This window comes from Mesorhizobium sp. Root554 (assembly GCF_001427025.1).
Classification (GTDB): domain Bacteria; phylum Pseudomonadota; class Alphaproteobacteria; order Rhizobiales; family Rhizobiaceae; genus Mesorhizobium.
Genome location: NZ_LMGA01000001.1, coordinates 1,830,515 through 1,847,210, shown reverse-complemented (window position 1 = coordinate 1,847,210; position 16,696 = coordinate 1,830,515). Strand labels below are relative to the sequence as shown.

Sequence of the window (16,696 nt, the reverse complement as noted above, 5' to 3'; positions counted from 1 at the left end):
CTTCGGCGCCTCAGGCTGAACTTCTTCCTGCTGCTGACGACGCTGCTTGCGCGGCTGCTCCTGCTCCTGGGCGGGTGCTNCTTCGGCGCCTCAGGCTGAACTTCTTCCTGCTGCTGACGACGCTGCTTGCGCGGCTGCTCCTGTTCCTGAGCGGGCGCGGCTTCCCTGGGCGCCTCAGGCTGAGCTTCTTCCTGCTGCTGACGACGCTGCTTGCGCGGCTGCTCCTGTTCCTGGGCAGGCGCGGCTTCCCTGGGCGCCTCAGGCTGGGCTTCTTCCTGTTTCTGGCGGCGCAATAGCTTGCGCGGCGTTTCACCGCCCTGTGCGGCTGCGCATTCTTCCGGCGACTGGCCTTCCGCGCAAGCTGCCTGGGCAAATATGACTGGCGCATTGGCCGAGCTGCTTCTCGCAGCCGACATATCGCTCTGCTGCAGCGGGAACGCGCCCAACGGCGCGGATGCCATGAGCAGGCCGAGTGCCGTACCTGCCAAAATCCGTGGTTGGCGTTTCATCCAATTTCTCCTCTTAGGCGCCCCATCGCGGCCCCAATGGTCAGGAACCGGTTTGGTTCCGTCCAAGCCGCATAGACAGGGGTAAAACGGCGACAGGCCGGCCCTTTGGGGGCGAGGGCCGGCATTTTGATGGCGAGAACATGGCCGCGACCGAAGCCGATCGCAAATTGTCCGGTGCGTGGTTGGAGCGCTTGACCCAGCGCTGCTGGAGCGCCAAATGCGGGCATGGATATGCAGCCATTCTGGAAAACCACGCCCCTGGAGGCAATGTCGCCAGCCGAATGGGAGTCGCTATGCGACGGCTGCGGCAAATGCTGCCTGTCCAAACTCGAGGACGAGGACACCGGTGAAATCTACTGGACGACCGTGGCATGCCGGCTGTTCGATGCCGGAAGCTGCCGCTGTTCGGATTACGCCAACCGGCTGGCCCGGGTTCAGGACTGCGTCGGCCTGACGCCTGAGAACGTGCGGACCATCAAATGGCTTCCCGGCACCTGCGCCTACCGGCTGATCGCCGAGGGACGCGACCTCTACTGGTGGCACCATCTGATATCCGGCAGCTCCCAAACCGTGCATGAGGCCGGGATTTCCGTACAAGGGCGCATCACCGCGCATGAATATGACCTCGCGGAACCGGAAGACTATTTCGACCATGTCGTCGATGGCGAACCCTAGCGCCAGGTGTCCCTCAAGCGGTCGCGGACCTCCCGCGGGGATATGAACCGCGAATGAATGGGCGGTTCGAAAATGGTTCAGCAAGCGTCGGCTAGGGTCCGCTCCATCGCTTCGGCGAAAAAGCTTCAAAGGAGAGCAACAATGCTGAACAAGATCAAAACCGCGGTTCTTTCCGCCCTTATCGGGATCGGCACACTGGCTGCGGTGCCGGCGACGGCAAGTGCCGATGGCCTTTATCTCAATTTCGGCGGCGACGGCCCGCGTCTCGGGATCCAGGCCAGCGACCACGGCAATCGCCATTGGCGCGGCGATCGCCATGATGAGTGGCGGCGCGACCGTGACTGGCGCCGCATGTGCACGCCCGGCCGCGCCGTCGACAAGGCCGAGCGTATGGGCCTGCGCCGGGCCCGGGTCGTCGATGTCGGACGTCATACGATCCGCGTGGCCGGCCGCAAATACAACCAGCGCGTCGTTGTCGTTTTCGGCAGGGACCGCAACTGCCCGGTCGTCTACCGCTAAGCCGACCGCTTCGAGTAGCAGAGCCCCCGCCTGAGCGGGCGTGGCTCAAACAAAACCCCGGAAGAGCGATCTTCCGGGGTTTTTCATGGGGCGGTCTAAGTGTGTCAGGGCTACTTCAGCTCGAAGGTGACGTTGACCTGCACCTTGTAGGAATTCTCGCCGGCCTCCACCGGAACGGCGGCGCGGGCGGAGTCGAACGACTTGGCGCTCATTGGCATCGGCATTGGCGCCATGTTCTGATCGACGATCTCCAGCACGCGGCCAACGCTGACGCCGGCGGCCTCGGCAAGCGTCCTGGCCTTGGCCATGGCGTCGGCGACCGCCTTCTTGCGCGCCTCGGTGAGCGTCTTGGAGGGATCCTCATTGGAGAACGAGATGCCGCCGCCCTGGTTCACACCCAGCGACACCGCCTTGTCGAGCAGCTCGCCGGTCTTGTCGATATTGCGAATGCGGACCGTCAGCGTGTTGGTGACCTGGTAGGCGACCAGCTCGGCTTCCTGGTTGCCGTCGGGCTTGTTGGTGTAGTTGTAGCGTGGATTGATCTGCAGGCCGCCGGTCTGCAGGTCGCGGTCCTCGATGCCGGCGGATTTCATCGCGGCGATGACCGCGGCCATGGCGTCGTTGCCGGCGTCGAGCGCGGCGCGGGCCGTCTTGGCTTCACGCATCACCGAGAGCGACAGCACGGCCAGGTCCGGGGCTGCCGAGGCTTCGCCTTCACCCGAGACGATGATGCGCGGCGGCGGCAGCGGGTCAGCCGCCCGGGCAAAGCCCGGCAAGGCGATTGCGGCGGCAAGCGCCAGCGGTAAAAGGGTCTTGGGCATCGAAATTCTCCATCGTGCGAGGGCCTGTGCGACGGCGAGTAGGGGGCGAATATGGGCTGATTTGGGCAGCCATGGCAATTTGTCCGTCAATGCCCGTTTGCGCGATGGACCGGTTTGCGTCGAAGGCCGGGGAGCCGGGCTTGTGCAGCGCGATGAAAAACACTAATCCAGCCGCGTGGGGCCTGTAGCTCAATGGTTAGAGCCGGCGGCTCATAACCGCTTGGTTGGGGGTTCGAGTCCCTCCGGGCCCACCATTTCTTCTATTTTGCAGTGGCGCACGGGATGTTCGCCACGAGCGGCTTGATAGGAAGCGTATTTTAGGCGATGCGGACGGAAAATCCGGAAATTCTCGACGACTTGCCCAGTTGAATTGTCGTGGACCTCGGCCGTCATCGAGGGCTGTAAGCCAGCCGGAACCCGACATGCGACGTGGAGGAATCAGGGGGACGGCCCATGCGCGCGGCAATCCGGTAGCGGTGGCAGTAGCTGCGGTGGCACAGGTATGAGCCTCCTTTCAGCAGCCGCTCGCCATCCTTGCGCGCCATGGCATCGCGCTCCTTGCCGAGCGCGCTCAGCGATTTCACACGAAAAGGTTCGACACACCATTCCCATGTGTTTCCGACCATGTTGAAGAGGCCGTAGCCGTTGGGTTCGAACGTTTCCACGGGAGCGGTTCCAGCGTAGCCATCGGCCGCCGAGTTGTAGTCGGGAAATCTACCCTGCCAGATGTTGCACCGGGGCGCGTCGTCGGCGGGATCTTCGTCGCCCCATGGATAGACCGTTTGCCTACCGCCGCGTGCGGCGAACTCCCATTCCCCTTCCGTCGGCAACCGTCCTCCCGCCCAATGCGCGAACGCGGTGGCGTCGGTCCAGCTGACGTGAACCACCGGGTGATCCATGATCGTCTCGATCGATGAGGCCGCGCCGGACGGATGACGCCAGTCCGCACCGTCGATCCTGTGCCACCAGGGCACTTCCACCACGCGCGGCGTCGAGGCCTGTGTGGCCGCATCGAGGGCATCCTTGAAGACGAAGGACCAGCCGAACGCCTCGGCTTCCGTCTTGTAGCCGGTTGCATCGACAAAGGCTGCGAAGCGCTCATTCGTGACAGCGGTGCGGTCGATGCCGAACGGTCGGACGTTTACCGGCCGGCGCTCCTCGCCGTCGGCCTTTATGACCACCTGGCTGGTGCCGCAAAAGCTCTTCCCGCCCTCGAGCCAGACGGCATCGTGGGGCGCTGTCATCCCCGGGTCTGGATTGGGAAGACCAACTTCCGCTTGCGAACCGTGCGTCTCGCGAGCCGGGGTACAGCATCCGTCTTTCATCGTGATTCTACTCTATCGCATCGTCATCGGGCTGCGCCAAGTTCGCTTCGACCGCAGACTTGCCGACTTCTTGCAACTCAACCCGCCGGTTGGCAAGGCGCCATGTACGCTTCACGGGCCGACATCAATATCGAAAAGCGCGCCTTATAGATCGAACGCTTGCGCCGATGATGAAGCTGGGGTTCGGGCGGCCGGGACGGATATTTCGGCGTTCCTCAGCTATTGCTATTTTTCGCGCCTGGAAGCCGGGCGAGGATTTCGCCGACGATCCCGCGCCGGAACACAAGGACGCAGATCATGAAGATGAGGCCGGTCGCGATGGTGACAGGGAAGCCCGAAGTGGCCAGCGTATTCTCCAGCCCGACCACAAGTCCGGCCCCGACAATCGGGCCGACCATGGTGCCGATGCCGCCGAGCAGCGTCATCAGGATCACCTCGCCGGACATCTGCCAGGTAACGTCCGTCAAGGTGGCGAACTGGAAGACGATCGCCTTCACCGCGCCGGCGAGGCCGGCAAGCGCCGCCGACATGACGAAGGCGGCAAGCTTGTAATAGGCGACGGAATAGCCAAGCGAAATGGCGCGGTTCTCGTTTTCGCGGATGGACCGCAGGATCATGCCGAAGGGTGAGTTGACGATGCGCCAGACGGCGAAAACGCCAATGAGGAAAATCGCCAGAACGGTGAAATACATCGTCAGCGCGTTGTTGAGGTCGAGGACACCGAAGAGATGCCCGCGCGGCACGCCCTGGATGCCGTCCTCGCCGTGGGTGAAGGGCACCTGCAGGCAGAAGAAGAAGAACATCTGCGACAGCGCCAGCGTGATCATGGCGAAGTAGATGCCCTGCCTGCGGATGGCGAAAAATCCGATGATGGCACCGAGGACGGCTGCGCCCAGCGCGCCCAGCAGGATCCCGGCCTCCGGCGGCCAGCCCCAGACCTTGACGGCATGGGCGCAGAAATAGGCCGCGCCGCCGAAAAAGGTGGCATGGCCGAAGGAAAGCAGCCCGGTATAGCCGATGAGCAGATTGAAGGCGCAGGCAAACAGCGCGAAGCACAGCATCTTCATGACGAAGATCGGGTAGATGACGAAGGGCGCGGCGATGAGCGCGGCGATCCCGATCGCCACCAGCACCCATTGCAACCTTGCACCCGACGCCGATGTGCGGGTCTGCGTTGCCTCTGCCATCAGGCGTCCTTTCCGAACAGACCGGCGGGCCGCAAGAGCAGCACAATGGCCATGACGACGAAGATGACGATGCTGGAGGCTTCCGGATAGAAGACCTTGGTCAGCCCCTCCACCAGACCCAGCAAATAGCCGGTGACGATGGCGCCGAGAATGGACCCCATGCCGCCGACCACGACAACGGCGAAAACCACGATGATCAGGTTCGATCCCATCAGCGGGCTGACCTGATAGACGGGGGCTGCGAGGATGCCGGCGAGGCCGGCGAGGCCGGACCCGAGACCATAGGTCAACGTCAGCAACAAGGGTACGTTGATGCCGAAGGCCTGGACGAGACGCGGGTTTTCGGTGGCGGCGCGAAGATAGGAGCCGAGCTTCGTTCTTTCGATCACCAGCCATGTCGTCAGGCAGACGATCAGCGATGCGACCACCACCCAGCCGCGGTAGATCGGCAGGAACATGAAGCCGAGATTCTCTCCGCCGGCCAGCAGGGCGGGAACGGGGTAGGGGTTTCCGGAAACGCCGTAGTAGTAGCGGAACACCCCTTCGATGACGAGCGCCAACCCGAATGTGAACAGCAGCCCGTAGAGCGGATCGAGGTCGTAGAGACGCGACAACGCGAACCGTTCGACCACGATCCCGACCACGGCCACAACCAGCGGCGCCAGGATGAGCGCGGGCCAGTAGCCGATGCCGAACCAGGCGAGCATCAGATAGCCGGCGAAGGCGCCCAGCATGTATTGCGCGCCATGGGCGAAATTGATGACCCTGAGCAGCCCGAAGATGATAGCCAGCCCGAGGCTCAGCATGGCGTAGAACGAGCCGTTGATCAGGCCGACAAGCAACTGGCCGAGCAGCGCCTGGATCGGTATGCCGAAAACCATCGTCATGGCCGCCTCATACTCCAAGCACCTCATGCATCTCGTCCATCCTGGACGCGAGTTCAGCCACGGGAAACTGCGACGTCACCCGGCCACGGTCAATCAGGTAGAAGCGGTCGGCGATCCGGCTGGCGAAGCGGAAGTTCTGCTCGACCAGCAAGATGGTCATGCCACGTTTCTTCAGTTCGGCGAGCACTTCGCCGATGCGCTGGACGATCACCGGCGCCAGTCCTTCGGTTGGCTCATCAAGCAGGAGCAGCTTGACCCCGGTGCGCAGCATACGGGCCATGGCCAGCATCTGCTGCTCGCCCCCCGAGAGCCGGGTGCCCTGGCTGTTGCGGCGCTCCTTGAGATTGGGAAACAGCGTGAAGATTTCGTCGAGGCTCATGCCGCCTTCCGCGACCACCGGCGGCAGGACAAGGTTCTCGTCGACCGTCAGCGTGGCGAAGATGCCGCGTTCTTCCGGCACGAAGCCAATGCCGGCGCGGGCGGCCCCATGCAGCGGAACGCCCATCATGTCCTTGCCGTCGAAACGGATCGTGCCGGTGCGTTTGCGGATCAGGCCTATGATCGCCCGCAGCGTTGTCGTCTTGCCGACACCGTTGCGGCCGACCAGCGTTATGGTTTCGCCGCGGTCCACCGAGAGGCTGACGCCATGCAGCGCATGGCTTTCGGCGTACCAGGCATTGAGGTCCCGGACCTCGAGAAGGGGCTCCGCGCTCGAGCCATGAAACGCTCTAGTCATCCGTGGTCCCCATATAGGCGACCCTGACACGCTCATCCTGGCTGACCGTGGCGTAGTCGCCGGCGGCGAGGATTTCGCCGCGCTGAAGCACGGTGATCCGGTCGCAAAGATCGGCGACGACGGCGAGATTGTGCTCGACCATCAGCACCGCGCGGTCTTTCGCGATGGAGCGGATGATCTCGGCGACCGCGCCGACGTCCTCATGGCCCATGCCGGCCATCGGCTCGTCGAGAAGCAGCGCCTTGGGGTCCAGCGCCAGCGTCGTGGCGATCTCCAGGATGCGCTTGCGGCCATAGGAAAGATCGCCGGCAAGCCGGTCGCGGGCGTCGGAGAGGCCGACCAGCGCCAGCAGTTCGTCGGCCCTCGGGGTCAGTGCATCGAGCGCCGAAAGGCTGCGCCAGAACTGGATCGCCAGCCCGTTCGGGCGTTGCAGGGCGACGCGTACATTGTCGAGCACCGTCAGGTGCGGGAAGATCGCGGAGATCTGGAAGGAGCGGACAACCCCCAGCCGCGCGACCGCGGCCGGAGACATATGGGTGATGTCACGGCCGAGAAAAGAGATCGTCCCGGCACTGCTCGGCATCATCCGCGTCAGCAGGTTGAAGACCGTCGTCTTGCCGGCGCCATTCGGTCCGATCAGGGCGTGGATCTTGCCATGTTCGATATCGAGATCGACATTCTTGACAGCGACGAAGCCGGCGAAATCGCGGCGCAGGCCGCGCGCGGAAAGAACCACGCGCGACCCGCTGTCCGCCTTGTCGGCTTGCTCAGTTGCCTGCACCGTCACTTGACCAGCGGGCAGCCGCTTTCTTCTGGCTTGATGTAGGCTTCGTCGCCAGGGATCGTCGCCAGCACCTTGTAGTAGTCCCAGAGCTGCTTGCTTTCCGAAGGCTTCTTCACTTCCATCAGATACATGTCGTAGATCATGCGTCCGTTGGCGCCGACCTTGCCATTGTGCGTGAACACGTCATCGACCGGCATGGAGTGCAACTCCTTGGACACGGCCTCGGTCTCGTCGGTGCCGGCTTTGTCGATCGCCTTGAGATATTGCGACACCGCCGAATAGGTGCCGACCTGGATCATGTTCGGCATGCGTCCGGTGCGATCGAAGAAGCGCTTGCCGAAGGCGCGCGATTCGTCGTTGCGGTCCCAGTAGAAGCCTTCCGTCAGCGACAGGCCCTGGGCGGCCTCGAGGCCAAGCCCATGCACTTCCGCGATGGTGAACAGGAGGGCAGCGAGCCGCTGTCCGCCGGAGACCAATCCGAATTCCGCCGCCTGCTTGATCGAGTTGGCAGTGTCCAGCCCGGCATTGGCGAAGCCGACCACCTTGGCGCCCGACGATTGAGCCTGGAGCAGGAAGGACGAATAATCCGTTGTCGCCAGCGGATGGCGGACGGAACCCAGAACCTTGCCGCCCTGCGATTTGACGAAATTGCCGGTCTGTTCCTCGAGCGAGTAGCCGAAGGCGTAGTCGGCGGTGAGGAAGAACCATGTGTCGCCGCCCTGCTTGACCAGCGCGCCGCCGGTGCCAACCGCCAAAGCGTGCGTGTCGTAGGCCCAGTGGAATCCGTAGGGCGAGCAGTTCTTGCCGGTCAGGTCGCTGGTCGCGGCGCCGGTGACGATATCGATCTTCTTCTTTTCCTGCGACAAGCCCTGAACGGCCAGCGCCACCGACGAGGTGGTCAGCTCCATGATCGCATCGACCTGTTCGGTGTCGTACCACTGGCGGGCGATGTTGGAGGCGATGTCGGGCTTGTTCTGATGGTCGGCATTGATCACCTCGACGGGCGCGCCCTGGACCTTGCCGCCGAAATCCTCGACCGCCATCTTGGCGGCCTCGACCGACCACTTGCCGCCGAAATCGGCATAGACGCCGGATTGGTCGTTCAGGATGCCGATCTTGACCTTGCCGTCGGATATCTCGGCCGCTGTTGCCGGGATCGCTGTCGCGGCCAACAGGGCCGCCGATACGAGATGCAAAAATTTCACTGCTGTTCCTCCCCTGACGGTCAGTCCGCGGCATGGCCGGAGACTGACTGCGTCGGCTCTAAAATGGCCCGATGGACTTTCCTCAGATCATGGGCCGCTCCTCCGCGTCCCATAGTCTTGAGTGCAAAAATCGCACGATAGCAATCGCATCGAAATATGCACGGCAGTGAGCGTAACATCGAGCACGGATTGCGAGAACACTTATTTTCGTACAAGTTCCGTACAAAAATGCACGGATAGGACCGGACGTTTCTTGCCGTCCGAGGAGGGACATGATGCCCGGCAACAAAGACGGCGGCGCCTTCTGATGCGGCGCTTCACCTGGGACGATCTGCAATTCTTTCTCGCCGTGGCGCGCACCGGGCAGCTGGCCAGCGCGGCGCGCCAACTCCGCACCAACCATGCCACCGTGTCGCGTCGCATCGACAGATTGGAACAGGCGCTTTCGGCGAGGCTTTTCGAGCGCAATCCTCGTGGCTACATGCTCACTGGCGTCGGTGAGAGGCTGGTGCAGTCGGCCGAGCAGATCGAACGCGAAGCCGGTAATTTTCGCAACGAAGCCTCCAGCGGAGCTTCTCCCGTCACCGGCGTCGTTCGCCTCTCGACGCTGGAAGGCTTCGGCAATTTCTTTCTCGCAGACAGGCTGCCGCGTTTCGCGCAACTTCATTCCAACCTGTCGATCGAACTCGTGACGATCCAGCAGATCGTGTCGCTGTCGCGCCGCGAGGCGGACATGTCCATCACCCTGACCTCGCCACGGGCGGATTTCTACCACTATGAAAAGATCGCGACCTATCGGCTGTTCGTCTATGGGACGCGGAGCTACCTGGAGCAGCATACGCCGATCCTGAAACGCGAGCATCTCCTGGCGCATCGCATGATCGGCTACATCGAAGACATGATCTTCACGCCGGGGCTCGACTATCACCGGGAAATTCTGCCGGGCCTGCGCGCAACCTACCAAAGCTCGAGCATACATGCGCAGCTTCATGCCGTGCTGCGCGGAATTGGATTATGTGTGTTGCCGCACTTCATGGCGTCCGCGCACCCTGAACTCGTGCCGGTGCTGGCGAAGGATATCTGTCTCGAGCGGGATTACTGGTGCGTCTGCCATCGGGACCTGTCGTCAGCGGCGCGTATCCGCGCGCTGATTGACTTCATCAAGACGGAGGCCGGGAGCGCCCGCCGGGAATTTATGGGAGGCGCGTTGGTGGATGGCTAGCCGCGGCACGGCTGAGAAGAATGGCCCTGCCGCGCCCAGGCCCGCTCTGCCGGGGGAAGCGGTTTACAGCCGCGCGCCGGTTTCGCGGCTGAACAGATGCACGCGCTCCGGATCGAAACCGAGCCTTATCCGGTCGCCGATCGCCACATCGGGCCGGCCGGCGATGCGCCAGCAGACATCGAGGCCGTCGACATCGACGAAGACATAGGTTTCGGCCCCCAGATTCTCGATAACCTGCACGGTGACCGGCATACCGCCGCTGTCCACCCGCCGCAGATGTTCGGGGCGGATGCAGACATCGATTGCCTTTTCGGACGGCGCAGAGGGCAGCCTGATCTCGAAGCGCTCGTCGCCCGAAGAGATGGCGGCGCGGTTGCCGTCGGTCTCGGCCGGGATGACGTTGATGGCGGGCGAGCCGATGAACTCGGCGACGAAGCGGTTGGCCGGCCTGTCGTAAAGTTCCAGCGGCGAACCGACCTGCGCGATCTTGCCCTTGTCGAGGATGACGATGCGGTCGGCCATGGTCATGGCTTCGACCTGGTCGTGGGTGACGTAGACCGAGGTCGCCTCGAGGCGCTGGTGCAGCTTGCGCACTTCCGTGCGCATCTTCACGCGAAGCTGTGCGTCGAGGTTCGACAGCGGCTCGTCGAACAGGAACACCTTAGGCCGCCGCACGATGGCGCGTCCCATGGCGACGCGCTGGCGCTGGCCGCCGGAGAGAGCGCGCGGAAGGCGGTCGAGGTAAGGCTTCAGCGCCAGTGAAGTGGCCGCGTCCTCGACGGCGGCGCGGGTGCTGTCTGTGCTTTCCTTCCGCAGCGCCATGGAGAAGCCCATGTTCTTCTCCACGTTCATGTGCGGATAGAGCGCGTAGCTCTGGAACACCATGGCGATGTCGCGCTCACGCGGCTCGAGGTCGTTGACGACGCGCCCGCCGATGGCGATCTCGCCGCCGGAGATTTCCTCCAGCCCGGCGATCATCCGCAGCAGGGTCGACTTGCCGCAGCCGGAGGGACCCACCAGCACGACGAACTCGCCATCGGCGATGGTCAGATCGACGCCGCGGATCACATCGACGGTGCCATAGCGCTTCTGCACATTCCTCAGCTGGACTTCGGCCATCTGCGCTTTCCTCCTATTTGACCGCGCCCATGGTCAGGCCCTGGACGACGAAACGCTGGCCGAAGAACATCAGCAGCAGCGCGGGGATGGTGGACAGGATCGAGGCGGCGGCCATCTGGCCGTACTGTACCTCGTACTGTTGGGCGAACCGGGCGATGGCGACCGGAACCGTCGCGGTGTCGCGGCCGGTGAGGTTGAGCGCCACGGAGAACTCGTTCCACGAGAAGACGAACGCCAGCACGCCGGCGGCGATGAGGCCCGGCGTCACCAGCGGCAGCGAGATGCGCCAGAAGGCATCGATGCGGCGGCAGCCATCGACCATCGCGGCTTCCTCGATCTCCTTCGGCAATTCCTTGAAGTAGGCCATCATCATCCACACCGTCATCGGCAGATGCAGGGTGATGTGCGTGAGGATGAGCGAGCCCAGCGTTTCGAACATGCCGATCTGGCGGAAGATGAGATACCAGGGGCCAACCAGCGTCAGCGGCGGGATCATGTTGAAGATCAGCGTCCAGCCGAGGAAGAGGTTGCGTATCCAGCCGCTCCAGGCGAGCCGGCTCAGCGAATAGGCGGCGAGCGTTCCCACCACCAGCACGCACAGGGTCGAGACGCCGGCGACGATCAGGCTGTTCCAGATGTTGCTCAGGAAGTCGGAACGGCGCGAGTAGAGCACGTCAACATAGTTGAACATCGTCGGTTCGAAATTCCACGATCCCTGCAGGATCTGGATCTCGTACTTGAACGATTGCAGCGCCACCCACAGGAACGGCGCCAGGATGACGAAGACGCCAAGGCTGAGCAGGGCGATGCCGGCCAGCCGCGAATAACCGCGCAGAACCAGCATCAGCGTTTCTCCAGCGCGGCGCTGGCGCTGCGCGCCACCCACAGGAAAGCGATGGTGGCGGCGATGATGGCGAGCGACAGCATGGCGCCGTAGCCGAGGTCGTTCTGCTGGAAGAACACCTTGTTCAAATGCAGGCTGACGACCTCGGTCGACGTGCCCGGCCCGCCGGAGGTGAGCAGGAACACCTCGTCGAAGACCTTGAAGGCGAGGATGGTGCGGAACAGCAGCGCCACGACGATAGCCGGCATCATCAGCGGTATGATGATCTTGAAGATCAGGTCGCGGTTGCTGGCGCCGTCGATGCGCGCCGCTTCGATGACTTCCTTGGGCAGCCCCTCGACGGCCGCGAAAAGAATGAGGAAAACGAACGGCGTCCAGTGCCAGACATCGACGATGACGACGGACCACAGCGCCAGCGACGGCGATCCTGTCCAGTTGACGGGCGCGAAGCCGATGCCGGTGACGATCTGGTTGAGGACGCCGAAATCGAAACTGTACATCAGCTTCCACATCGAGCCGATGGCGACCGGCGGCATCAGGATGGGGATGATGAGCGCGGTCCGCATGACGCCCTTGAAGGCCGTCATCGAGCCGACCAGGATGGCAAGGCCGAGACCGAGAACCATCTCGATGGCCACCGACGCGATGGCGAACAGGAGCGTATTCCACAAGGCGATGCGGAAGATCTGGTCGTTCAGCAACTGCTTGAAATTGATCAGCGGGGTAAAGGCCCAGATCTCACCGCCGGACTCGAAACGGATCGTCGAGACCGCCATGACGAACAGGTTGGCGATCGGGTAGAGGGTCAGGGCGACCAGCACGATCAGCGCGGGCGCCAGTGTCAGCAGCTTGAAATGGCGATCGATGAAATCGCTGAGGCCCTGTCTGCGGGCAGATGGCGTCGATAGACTCATGACGGGACCCTCCGCAAAGCTGGAATGAGAGGGTGGCCGCCGCGCGGCGGCCACCGGGAGAGATCAGTCGGCCAGAGGCGGCAAGGTGCCTGTCTTGCGGCCGCCCTTTTCGAAGATCGCCTTCATGTCCTCGGCCAGCGTATTCAAGGCGACGGCGGGAGTCATCTCGCCGACCAGGGCCTGGTTGAGCCGAAGGCCAACAGCCTCGCTGACCGCCGGCGCCTCGACATAGCCATAGACCTGCACGCCATATTCGATCTCGTCCAGATAGGCCGGCATCCAGCGGAATTCCGGCTTGTCCTTCAGATCCGAGGTGAAGACGTCGGTGCGCACCGGGATGCCGCCGCCAAGGGCATATTCATACTGCGCCTTGTAGGTCAGGAACCATTTTGAGAAGGCGACAGCGCCTTTCTTGCCCGCATCGGAAGCGTTCTTGGGGATCATGAAGACCCAGCTTCCGATCGCAACGCCGGGCTTCCCCTCAGGCGTGGCACGCGGCAGCGGCGCGGCGTTTATCTTGCCGACCACGGCGGACTTCTGCGGATTGTCGAAATTGGGGAAAGCGGCCACGACGGCGTGCGCCTGCATTCCCTTGCCGGTCTGCAGGAGCTGGATCAGTTCACCCTGGCCGAGCGTGCCATAGTTCTGCGGGCTGCACTTCTTGGCGACTTCGATGAACTTGTCGAGCGCTGCCTTGGCTTCGGGGCTGTTGATCGTCACGGTATAGTCGCCGTTGGCGGGATCGGCGACCGGCTTGGCGCCATAGGCGAGCAGGTAGGCCATGAAGTCGTACTGGATGGAATCGCCGCGCTCGCCGCGCTGCAGATAGCCATAGCTTTCCGGCGGGTTCTGCAAAACGGCGCAGTTCTTGATGATGTCATCGAAGGTGACGGGCACCTTCAGGCCTTTTTCATCCAGCACATCCTTGCGGTAGTAGAACAGCTGCACATTACCGTTGGGCGTATAGCCCATCAGCTTGCCGCTCGAGCAGATGCGGTATTTCTTGGCTTCGTCCCAGCAGCCGGCGTCGTCCAGTCCGAGAACCTCTTTCGGCACTTCGAAGGACGGGTCGATCTCCTTCATCGGCTCGATGTAGCCGGCCTGGTAGAATTCGGTCGAGTTGGTGGCGTTGACGTTGATCAGGTCGAGCGGGCTGGTGCCGCTGCGGACCGCCGATCGCGCCTTTTCCAGCATGCCGTTGAAAGGTGTCACCTCGAGATTGACCTTGTTGCCGGTCTGCTCCTCATAGAGGCCGACAACCTTTTCGAAACCGTTGTACCAGGGTGAGGCGTTGATCAGGATGGTGATCGGCTCCTGCTTGCCGACATCGGCGAAACTGTCCTGCGCCGAGGCCGGGCAGGCGGATATGATCAGGGCAGTCGTGGCTGCTAAAGCGAGCTTGGATTTCCAGGCCATTGTGTGTTTCTCCTCCCATGAAACCGCAAGGCTACCGGCTTACGTTCGCGATTAGAAATGATATTAATTCTACATTGCGATAACCGGGGGGAATATTATTTTGGATAGAGAACTGCGCGCGTTCCTGGCTGTTGCCCGGGCTGGAAACCTCACCTCAGCCGCCGGCCGAATCGGGCTGACGCAGCCGGCCCTGACCAAAACCATCCGCAGGCTGGAGCAGACCTTCAAGGCCACTCTCTTCGAAAGAAGCACCAAGGGCATGGTGCTGACGGAGGTAGGGCAGGCCCTGTTCGCAAGGGCGCAGACGATCGAGATGCACTACCGTCAAGCGCATGAGGAGGCGCAGGCGATCAGCGCCGGCTCGGTCTCGAATTTCCATATCAGCGCCGGGGCGGCCTATCACATGCTCGTCGCTCCCTCATTGGTCCGGCATTTGATTGCCGAATTTCCCGAGACCGCCTTCACGCTCGACTTCGATGTCGCCGGCTCGACGCTGGCGAAGCTCGTCGATGGCGAGGTCGACCTGATGCTGGGCGCCTTCCATAGCAACCCGCCGGAGGGCATCGACAGGCGCGAGGTGTTCGAAGTGGAACTGACGGCCTATTGCTGCGCCACCAACCCGCTTGCCGGCAAAGGCGTCGTGCCGCCTGCCGCGCTGGAGGGGAAGCCGTGGGTGATCTTCAAGCGTGATGCGCTGGTCACCCAGTATCTGGATGCCTATTTCGGCCGTTTCAAACTGGCCACGCCGCGCATCGTGGCGGCGGTTGACGATGTCGATTCCAGCTTCTCCATCATCCGCAAATCCAATCTTCTGGCCTTGGCGCCGACCTCGCTCAAGAGCGTGGCGGCGAAGGTGGGGATCGAAAGGCTGACGCTGAGCCAGCCGATCTGGAACTTCACCTCAGGGGCATGGTTCCGGCAGTCCTCGCAGCGCATCCCCATCATGCGGCGCGCACTCGAGCTTTTGCCAAAGATCGCCAGCGCCGAGATCGATTGACTATTCCTGGCAGGAATGGCGGACCGGAATTAATATCATTTTTTCTGCCCGACCCGTCCGATTATGGTGGCCCGCATAAAGGCGGCGGACAGGCGTCCGCACCGCGATGTGCCAGGACGCAAGCCATGAAAAAACCCAACGTCATCGTCTTCTTCACCGATCAGCAGCGGCACGACACCACCGGGGTGCATGGCAATCCCATGGGGCTGACGCCGAATTTCGACCGGCTGGCGCGTGGCGGCACGCATCTGTTCCATTCCTTCACCAGCCAGCCGCTCTGCGGCCCGGCGCGCTCGTCCATGCAGACCGGCCAGTTCGCCACGCAGACCGGCGTGTTCCGCAACGGCATCCCGCTGGCGGACGATGCCGAGACGATCGCCAAGGTGTTCGCGCGCAACGGCTACTCAACCGGCTATATCGGCAAGTGGCATCTCGGCAGCGAGGATCCGGTGCGCAAGCACCAGCGCGGCGGCTATCAAAGCTGGCTCGGCGCCAATCTGGCCGAGTTCGTCTCGGATTCCTATGATGCCGTGCTGTTCGACGACAACGATAACAAAAAGAAGCTGCCGGGCTACCGGGTCGACGCGCTGACAGACGCGGCGATCCGCTATTGCGACCAGCATCAGGAGGACCCGTTCTTCCTGTTCCTGTCGTTCCTTGAGCCGCATCACCAGAACCATGTCGATGATTATCCGCCACCGGACGGCTATCGCGAGGCGATGACGGCCACGCAGTGGACGCCGCCGGACCTTGCGACGCTGAAGGGGACCAGCAGCTGGCATCTGGGCGGCTATTACGGGATGGTGAAGCGTCTGGACGAAGCATTCGGCCGGCTGATCGACGCGCTGAAGAGCCTCGACATGCTCGACAACACGATCGTCATGTTCACCTCCGACCATGCCTGCCACTTCAAGACGCGCAACAGCGAGTACAAGCGCTCCTGCCACGAAAGCGCTGTGCGCGTGCCGACGATGATCACCGGTCCGGGCTTCATGGCCGGCGGCCAGGTGAAGGCGCTGTTCAGCACCATCGATGTCGCGCCGACCCTGATCGATGCGGCGGGGCTGGAGGTACCCGATTCGATGACGGGTCAGTCGATTATGCCGGTGGTCCGCGACGCGCGGCTCCCCTGGCGGCAGGATGTCTTCTTCCAGATCAGCGAGACCGAGACGGGGCGGGCGTTGCGCACGCACCGCTGGAAATACGGCGTCACCTCCGAATATGACAAGGATCTGGCCAGTTCGGACGTCTACCGCGAGAGCTACCTCTACGATCTCGACAACGATCCCTACGAGATGGTCAATCTCGTCGGCATGGATGCCTTCCGCGAAGTCGCCGATGGGCTCAAGGCGCGGCTGCTAGCCTGGATCGACGAGATCGAGGGCGCAACGCCAACCGTGCTTGACGCTGCCCCGCGCTATTCGCGCCAGTACCGTCTGAAGGCAACCGACCTGCTTGGCTTCAAGGATCAGGAACGTGACGTCGACGCGGTCAAGAACTGAGAAGGAGAGGGCGGTGCCGAGATGAAACGCTCGA

Annotated in this window: 16 protein-coding genes, 1 tRNA gene and 1 pseudogene; 6 read left to right on the top strand and 12 right to left on the bottom strand. The window is 62.8% G+C overall.

What is annotated here, in order from left to right:
- Nucleotides 1-80: 80 nt before the first annotated feature.
- Nucleotides 81-509 (bottom strand): annotated as a pseudogene (locus ASD44_RS18720) (flagellar motor protein MotB); the annotation flags it as partial.
- Nucleotides 510-740: 231 nt separating this feature from the next.
- Between ASD44_RS18720 and ASD44_RS08860 the strand changes: the two are divergent.
- Together ASD44_RS08860 and ASD44_RS08855 are read left to right on the top strand one after the other, a co-directional pair.
- Nucleotides 741-1,184 carry a YcgN family cysteine cluster protein gene (locus tag ASD44_RS08860; RefSeq protein WP_156459909.1) on the top strand — a complete coding sequence of 148 codons (444 nt, stop codon included), beginning with the start codon at nucleotides 741-743 and terminating at the stop codon, nucleotides 1,182-1,184.
- Nucleotides 1,185-1,325: 141 nt separating this feature from the next.
- Nucleotides 1,326-1,703, top strand: a complete 378-nt coding sequence (locus ASD44_RS08855; RefSeq protein ID WP_056110778.1) for a hypothetical protein — start codon at nucleotides 1,326-1,328, stop codon at nucleotides 1,701-1,703.
- A gap of 110 nt (nucleotides 1,704-1,813) precedes the next feature.
- Here the strand turns inward: ASD44_RS08855 and ASD44_RS08850 are convergent, their stop codons facing one another.
- Nucleotides 1,814-2,524 carry an SIMPL domain-containing protein gene (locus ASD44_RS08850; RefSeq protein WP_056110776.1) on the bottom strand — a complete coding sequence of 237 codons (711 nt, stop codon included), beginning with the start codon at nucleotides 2,522-2,524 and terminating at the stop codon, nucleotides 1,814-1,816.
- A gap of 178 nt (nucleotides 2,525-2,702) precedes the next feature.
- Here ASD44_RS08850 and ASD44_RS08845 point away from each other — a divergent pair.
- Nucleotides 2,703-2,778: transfer RNA gene (locus ASD44_RS08845), tRNA-Ile, on the top strand.
- Between the two features lie 135 nt (nucleotides 2,779-2,913).
- Here ASD44_RS08845 and ASD44_RS08840 read toward each other — a convergent pair.
- From ASD44_RS08840 to ASD44_RS08815, 6 genes are all read right to left on the bottom strand, one after another.
- Nucleotides 2,914-3,768, bottom strand: coding sequence for a formylglycine-generating enzyme family protein (locus ASD44_RS08840; protein ID WP_200946408.1), 855 nt, complete (start codon nucleotides 3,766-3,768; stop codon nucleotides 2,914-2,916).
- 296 nt (nucleotides 3,769-4,064) lie between these two features.
- A complete protein-coding gene (locus tag ASD44_RS08835) occupies nucleotides 4,065-5,036 on the bottom strand; it encodes a branched-chain amino acid ABC transporter permease (RefSeq protein ID WP_056110774.1) in 972 nt (323 codons plus the stop codon).
- On the bottom strand, nucleotides 5,036-5,923 hold the full coding sequence (locus tag ASD44_RS08830; RefSeq protein WP_056110772.1) for a branched-chain amino acid ABC transporter permease: 888 nt from the start codon (nucleotides 5,921-5,923) through the stop codon (nucleotides 5,036-5,038). Before ASD44_RS08830 ends, ASD44_RS08835 begins: the two co-directional genes overlap by 1 nt.
- A gap of 7 nt (nucleotides 5,924-5,930) precedes the next feature.
- On the bottom strand, nucleotides 5,931-6,659 hold the full coding sequence (locus tag ASD44_RS08825; RefSeq protein WP_056110769.1) for an ABC transporter ATP-binding protein: 729 nt from the start codon (nucleotides 6,657-6,659) through the stop codon (nucleotides 5,931-5,933).
- Nucleotides 6,652-7,440: an ABC transporter ATP-binding protein gene (locus ASD44_RS08820; RefSeq protein WP_056115764.1), complete on the bottom strand. Its 789-nt coding sequence runs from the start codon at nucleotides 7,438-7,440 to the stop codon at nucleotides 6,652-6,654. Before ASD44_RS08820 ends, ASD44_RS08825 begins: the two co-directional genes overlap by 8 nt.
- Before the next feature lie 2 nt (nucleotides 7,441-7,442).
- Complete coding sequence (locus tag ASD44_RS08815; RefSeq protein ID WP_056110768.1) at nucleotides 7,443-8,648, bottom strand: ABC transporter substrate-binding protein; 1,206 nt, start codon at nucleotides 8,646-8,648, stop codon at nucleotides 7,443-7,445.
- A gap of 307 nt (nucleotides 8,649-8,955) precedes the next feature.
- Here ASD44_RS08815 and ASD44_RS08810 point away from each other — a divergent pair, with 307 nt between their 5' ends.
- The gene (locus tag ASD44_RS08810; protein ID WP_056110766.1) at nucleotides 8,956-9,870 is read left to right on the top strand and encodes a LysR family transcriptional regulator; all 915 of its coding nucleotides are present in this window, start codon (nucleotides 8,956-8,958) and stop codon (nucleotides 9,868-9,870) included.
- Nucleotides 9,871-9,933: 63 nt separating this feature from the next.
- On the opposite strand, the gene ugpC is transcribed toward ASD44_RS08810, so the two are convergent.
- From ugpC to ASD44_RS08790, 4 genes are all read right to left on the bottom strand, one after another.
- Nucleotides 9,934-10,989, bottom strand: coding sequence for a sn-glycerol-3-phosphate ABC transporter ATP-binding protein UgpC (gene ugpC, locus ASD44_RS08805; protein WP_056110764.1), 1,056 nt, complete (start codon nucleotides 10,987-10,989; stop codon nucleotides 9,934-9,936).
- A gap of 13 nt (nucleotides 10,990-11,002) precedes the next feature.
- On the bottom strand, nucleotides 11,003-11,833 hold the full coding sequence (locus ASD44_RS08800; protein WP_056115762.1) for a carbohydrate ABC transporter permease: 831 nt from the start codon (nucleotides 11,831-11,833) through the stop codon (nucleotides 11,003-11,005).
- Nucleotides 11,833-12,747: a sugar ABC transporter permease gene (locus ASD44_RS08795; RefSeq protein ID WP_056110762.1), complete on the bottom strand. Its 915-nt coding sequence runs from the start codon at nucleotides 12,745-12,747 to the stop codon at nucleotides 11,833-11,835. Before ASD44_RS08795 ends, ASD44_RS08800 begins: the two co-directional genes overlap by 1 nt.
- Nucleotides 12,748-12,810: 63 nt before the next feature.
- Nucleotides 12,811-14,163, bottom strand: a complete 1,353-nt coding sequence (locus tag ASD44_RS08790) for an extracellular solute-binding protein (RefSeq protein ID WP_056110759.1) — start codon at nucleotides 14,161-14,163, stop codon at nucleotides 12,811-12,813.
- Between the two features lie 100 nt (nucleotides 14,164-14,263).
- Here ASD44_RS08790 and ASD44_RS08785 point away from each other — a divergent pair, with 100 nt between their 5' ends.
- Together ASD44_RS08785 and ASD44_RS08780 are read left to right on the top strand one after the other, a co-directional pair.
- Complete coding sequence (locus ASD44_RS08785; RefSeq protein WP_056110757.1) at nucleotides 14,264-15,160, top strand: LysR family transcriptional regulator; 897 nt, start codon at nucleotides 14,264-14,266, stop codon at nucleotides 15,158-15,160.
- Between the two features lie 125 nt (nucleotides 15,161-15,285).
- Nucleotides 15,286-16,662 carry a sulfatase-like hydrolase/transferase gene (locus ASD44_RS08780; RefSeq protein ID WP_056110756.1) on the top strand — a complete coding sequence of 459 codons (1,377 nt, stop codon included), beginning with the start codon at nucleotides 15,286-15,288 and terminating at the stop codon, nucleotides 16,660-16,662.
- The last annotated feature ends 34 nt before the right edge of the window (nucleotides 16,663-16,696 follow it).

Excerpts from the sequence above, each read along its gene's own strand:
- ASD44_RS08860 (WP_156459909.1), top strand. The coding sequence starts at position 741 with ATGCAGCCATTCTGGAAAACCACGCCCCTGGAGGCAATGTCGCCAGCC.
- ASD44_RS08855 (WP_056110778.1), top strand. The coding sequence starts at position 1,326 with ATGCTGAACAAGATCAAAACCGCGGTTCTTTCCGCCCTTATCGGGATC.
- ASD44_RS08850 (WP_056110776.1), bottom strand. The coding sequence starts at position 2,524 with ATGCCCAAGACCCTTTTACCGCTGGCGCTTGCCGCCGCAATCGCCTTG.
- ASD44_RS08840 (WP_200946408.1), bottom strand. The coding sequence starts at position 3,768 with ATGACAGCGCCCCACGATGCCGTCTGGCTCGAGGGCGGGAAGAGCTTT.
- ASD44_RS08835 (WP_056110774.1), bottom strand. The coding sequence starts at position 5,036 with ATGGCAGAGGCAACGCAGACCCGCACATCGGCGTCGGGTGCAAGGTTG.
- ASD44_RS08830 (WP_056110772.1), bottom strand. The coding sequence starts at position 5,923 with ATGACGATGGTTTTCGGCATACCGATCCAGGCGCTGCTCGGCCAGTTG.
- ASD44_RS08825 (WP_056110769.1), bottom strand. The coding sequence starts at position 6,659 with ATGACTAGAGCGTTTCATGGCTCGAGCGCGGAGCCCCTTCTCGAGGTC.
- ASD44_RS08810 (WP_056110766.1), top strand. The coding sequence starts at position 8,956 with ATGCGGCGCTTCACCTGGGACGATCTGCAATTCTTTCTCGCCGTGGCG.
- ugpC (WP_056110764.1), bottom strand. The coding sequence starts at position 10,989 with ATGGCCGAAGTCCAGCTGAGGAATGTGCAGAAGCGCTATGGCACCGTC.
- ASD44_RS08800 (WP_056115762.1), bottom strand. The coding sequence starts at position 11,833 with ATGCTGGTTCTGCGCGGTTATTCGCGGCTGGCCGGCATCGCCCTGCTC.
- ASD44_RS08795 (WP_056110762.1), bottom strand. The coding sequence starts at position 12,747 with ATGAGTCTATCGACGCCATCTGCCCGCAGACAGGGCCTCAGCGATTTC.
- ASD44_RS08790 (WP_056110759.1), bottom strand. The coding sequence starts at position 14,163 with ATGGCCTGGAAATCCAAGCTCGCTTTAGCAGCCACGACTGCCCTGATC.
- ASD44_RS08780 (WP_056110756.1), top strand. The coding sequence starts at position 15,286 with ATGAAAAAACCCAACGTCATCGTCTTCTTCACCGATCAGCAGCGGCAC.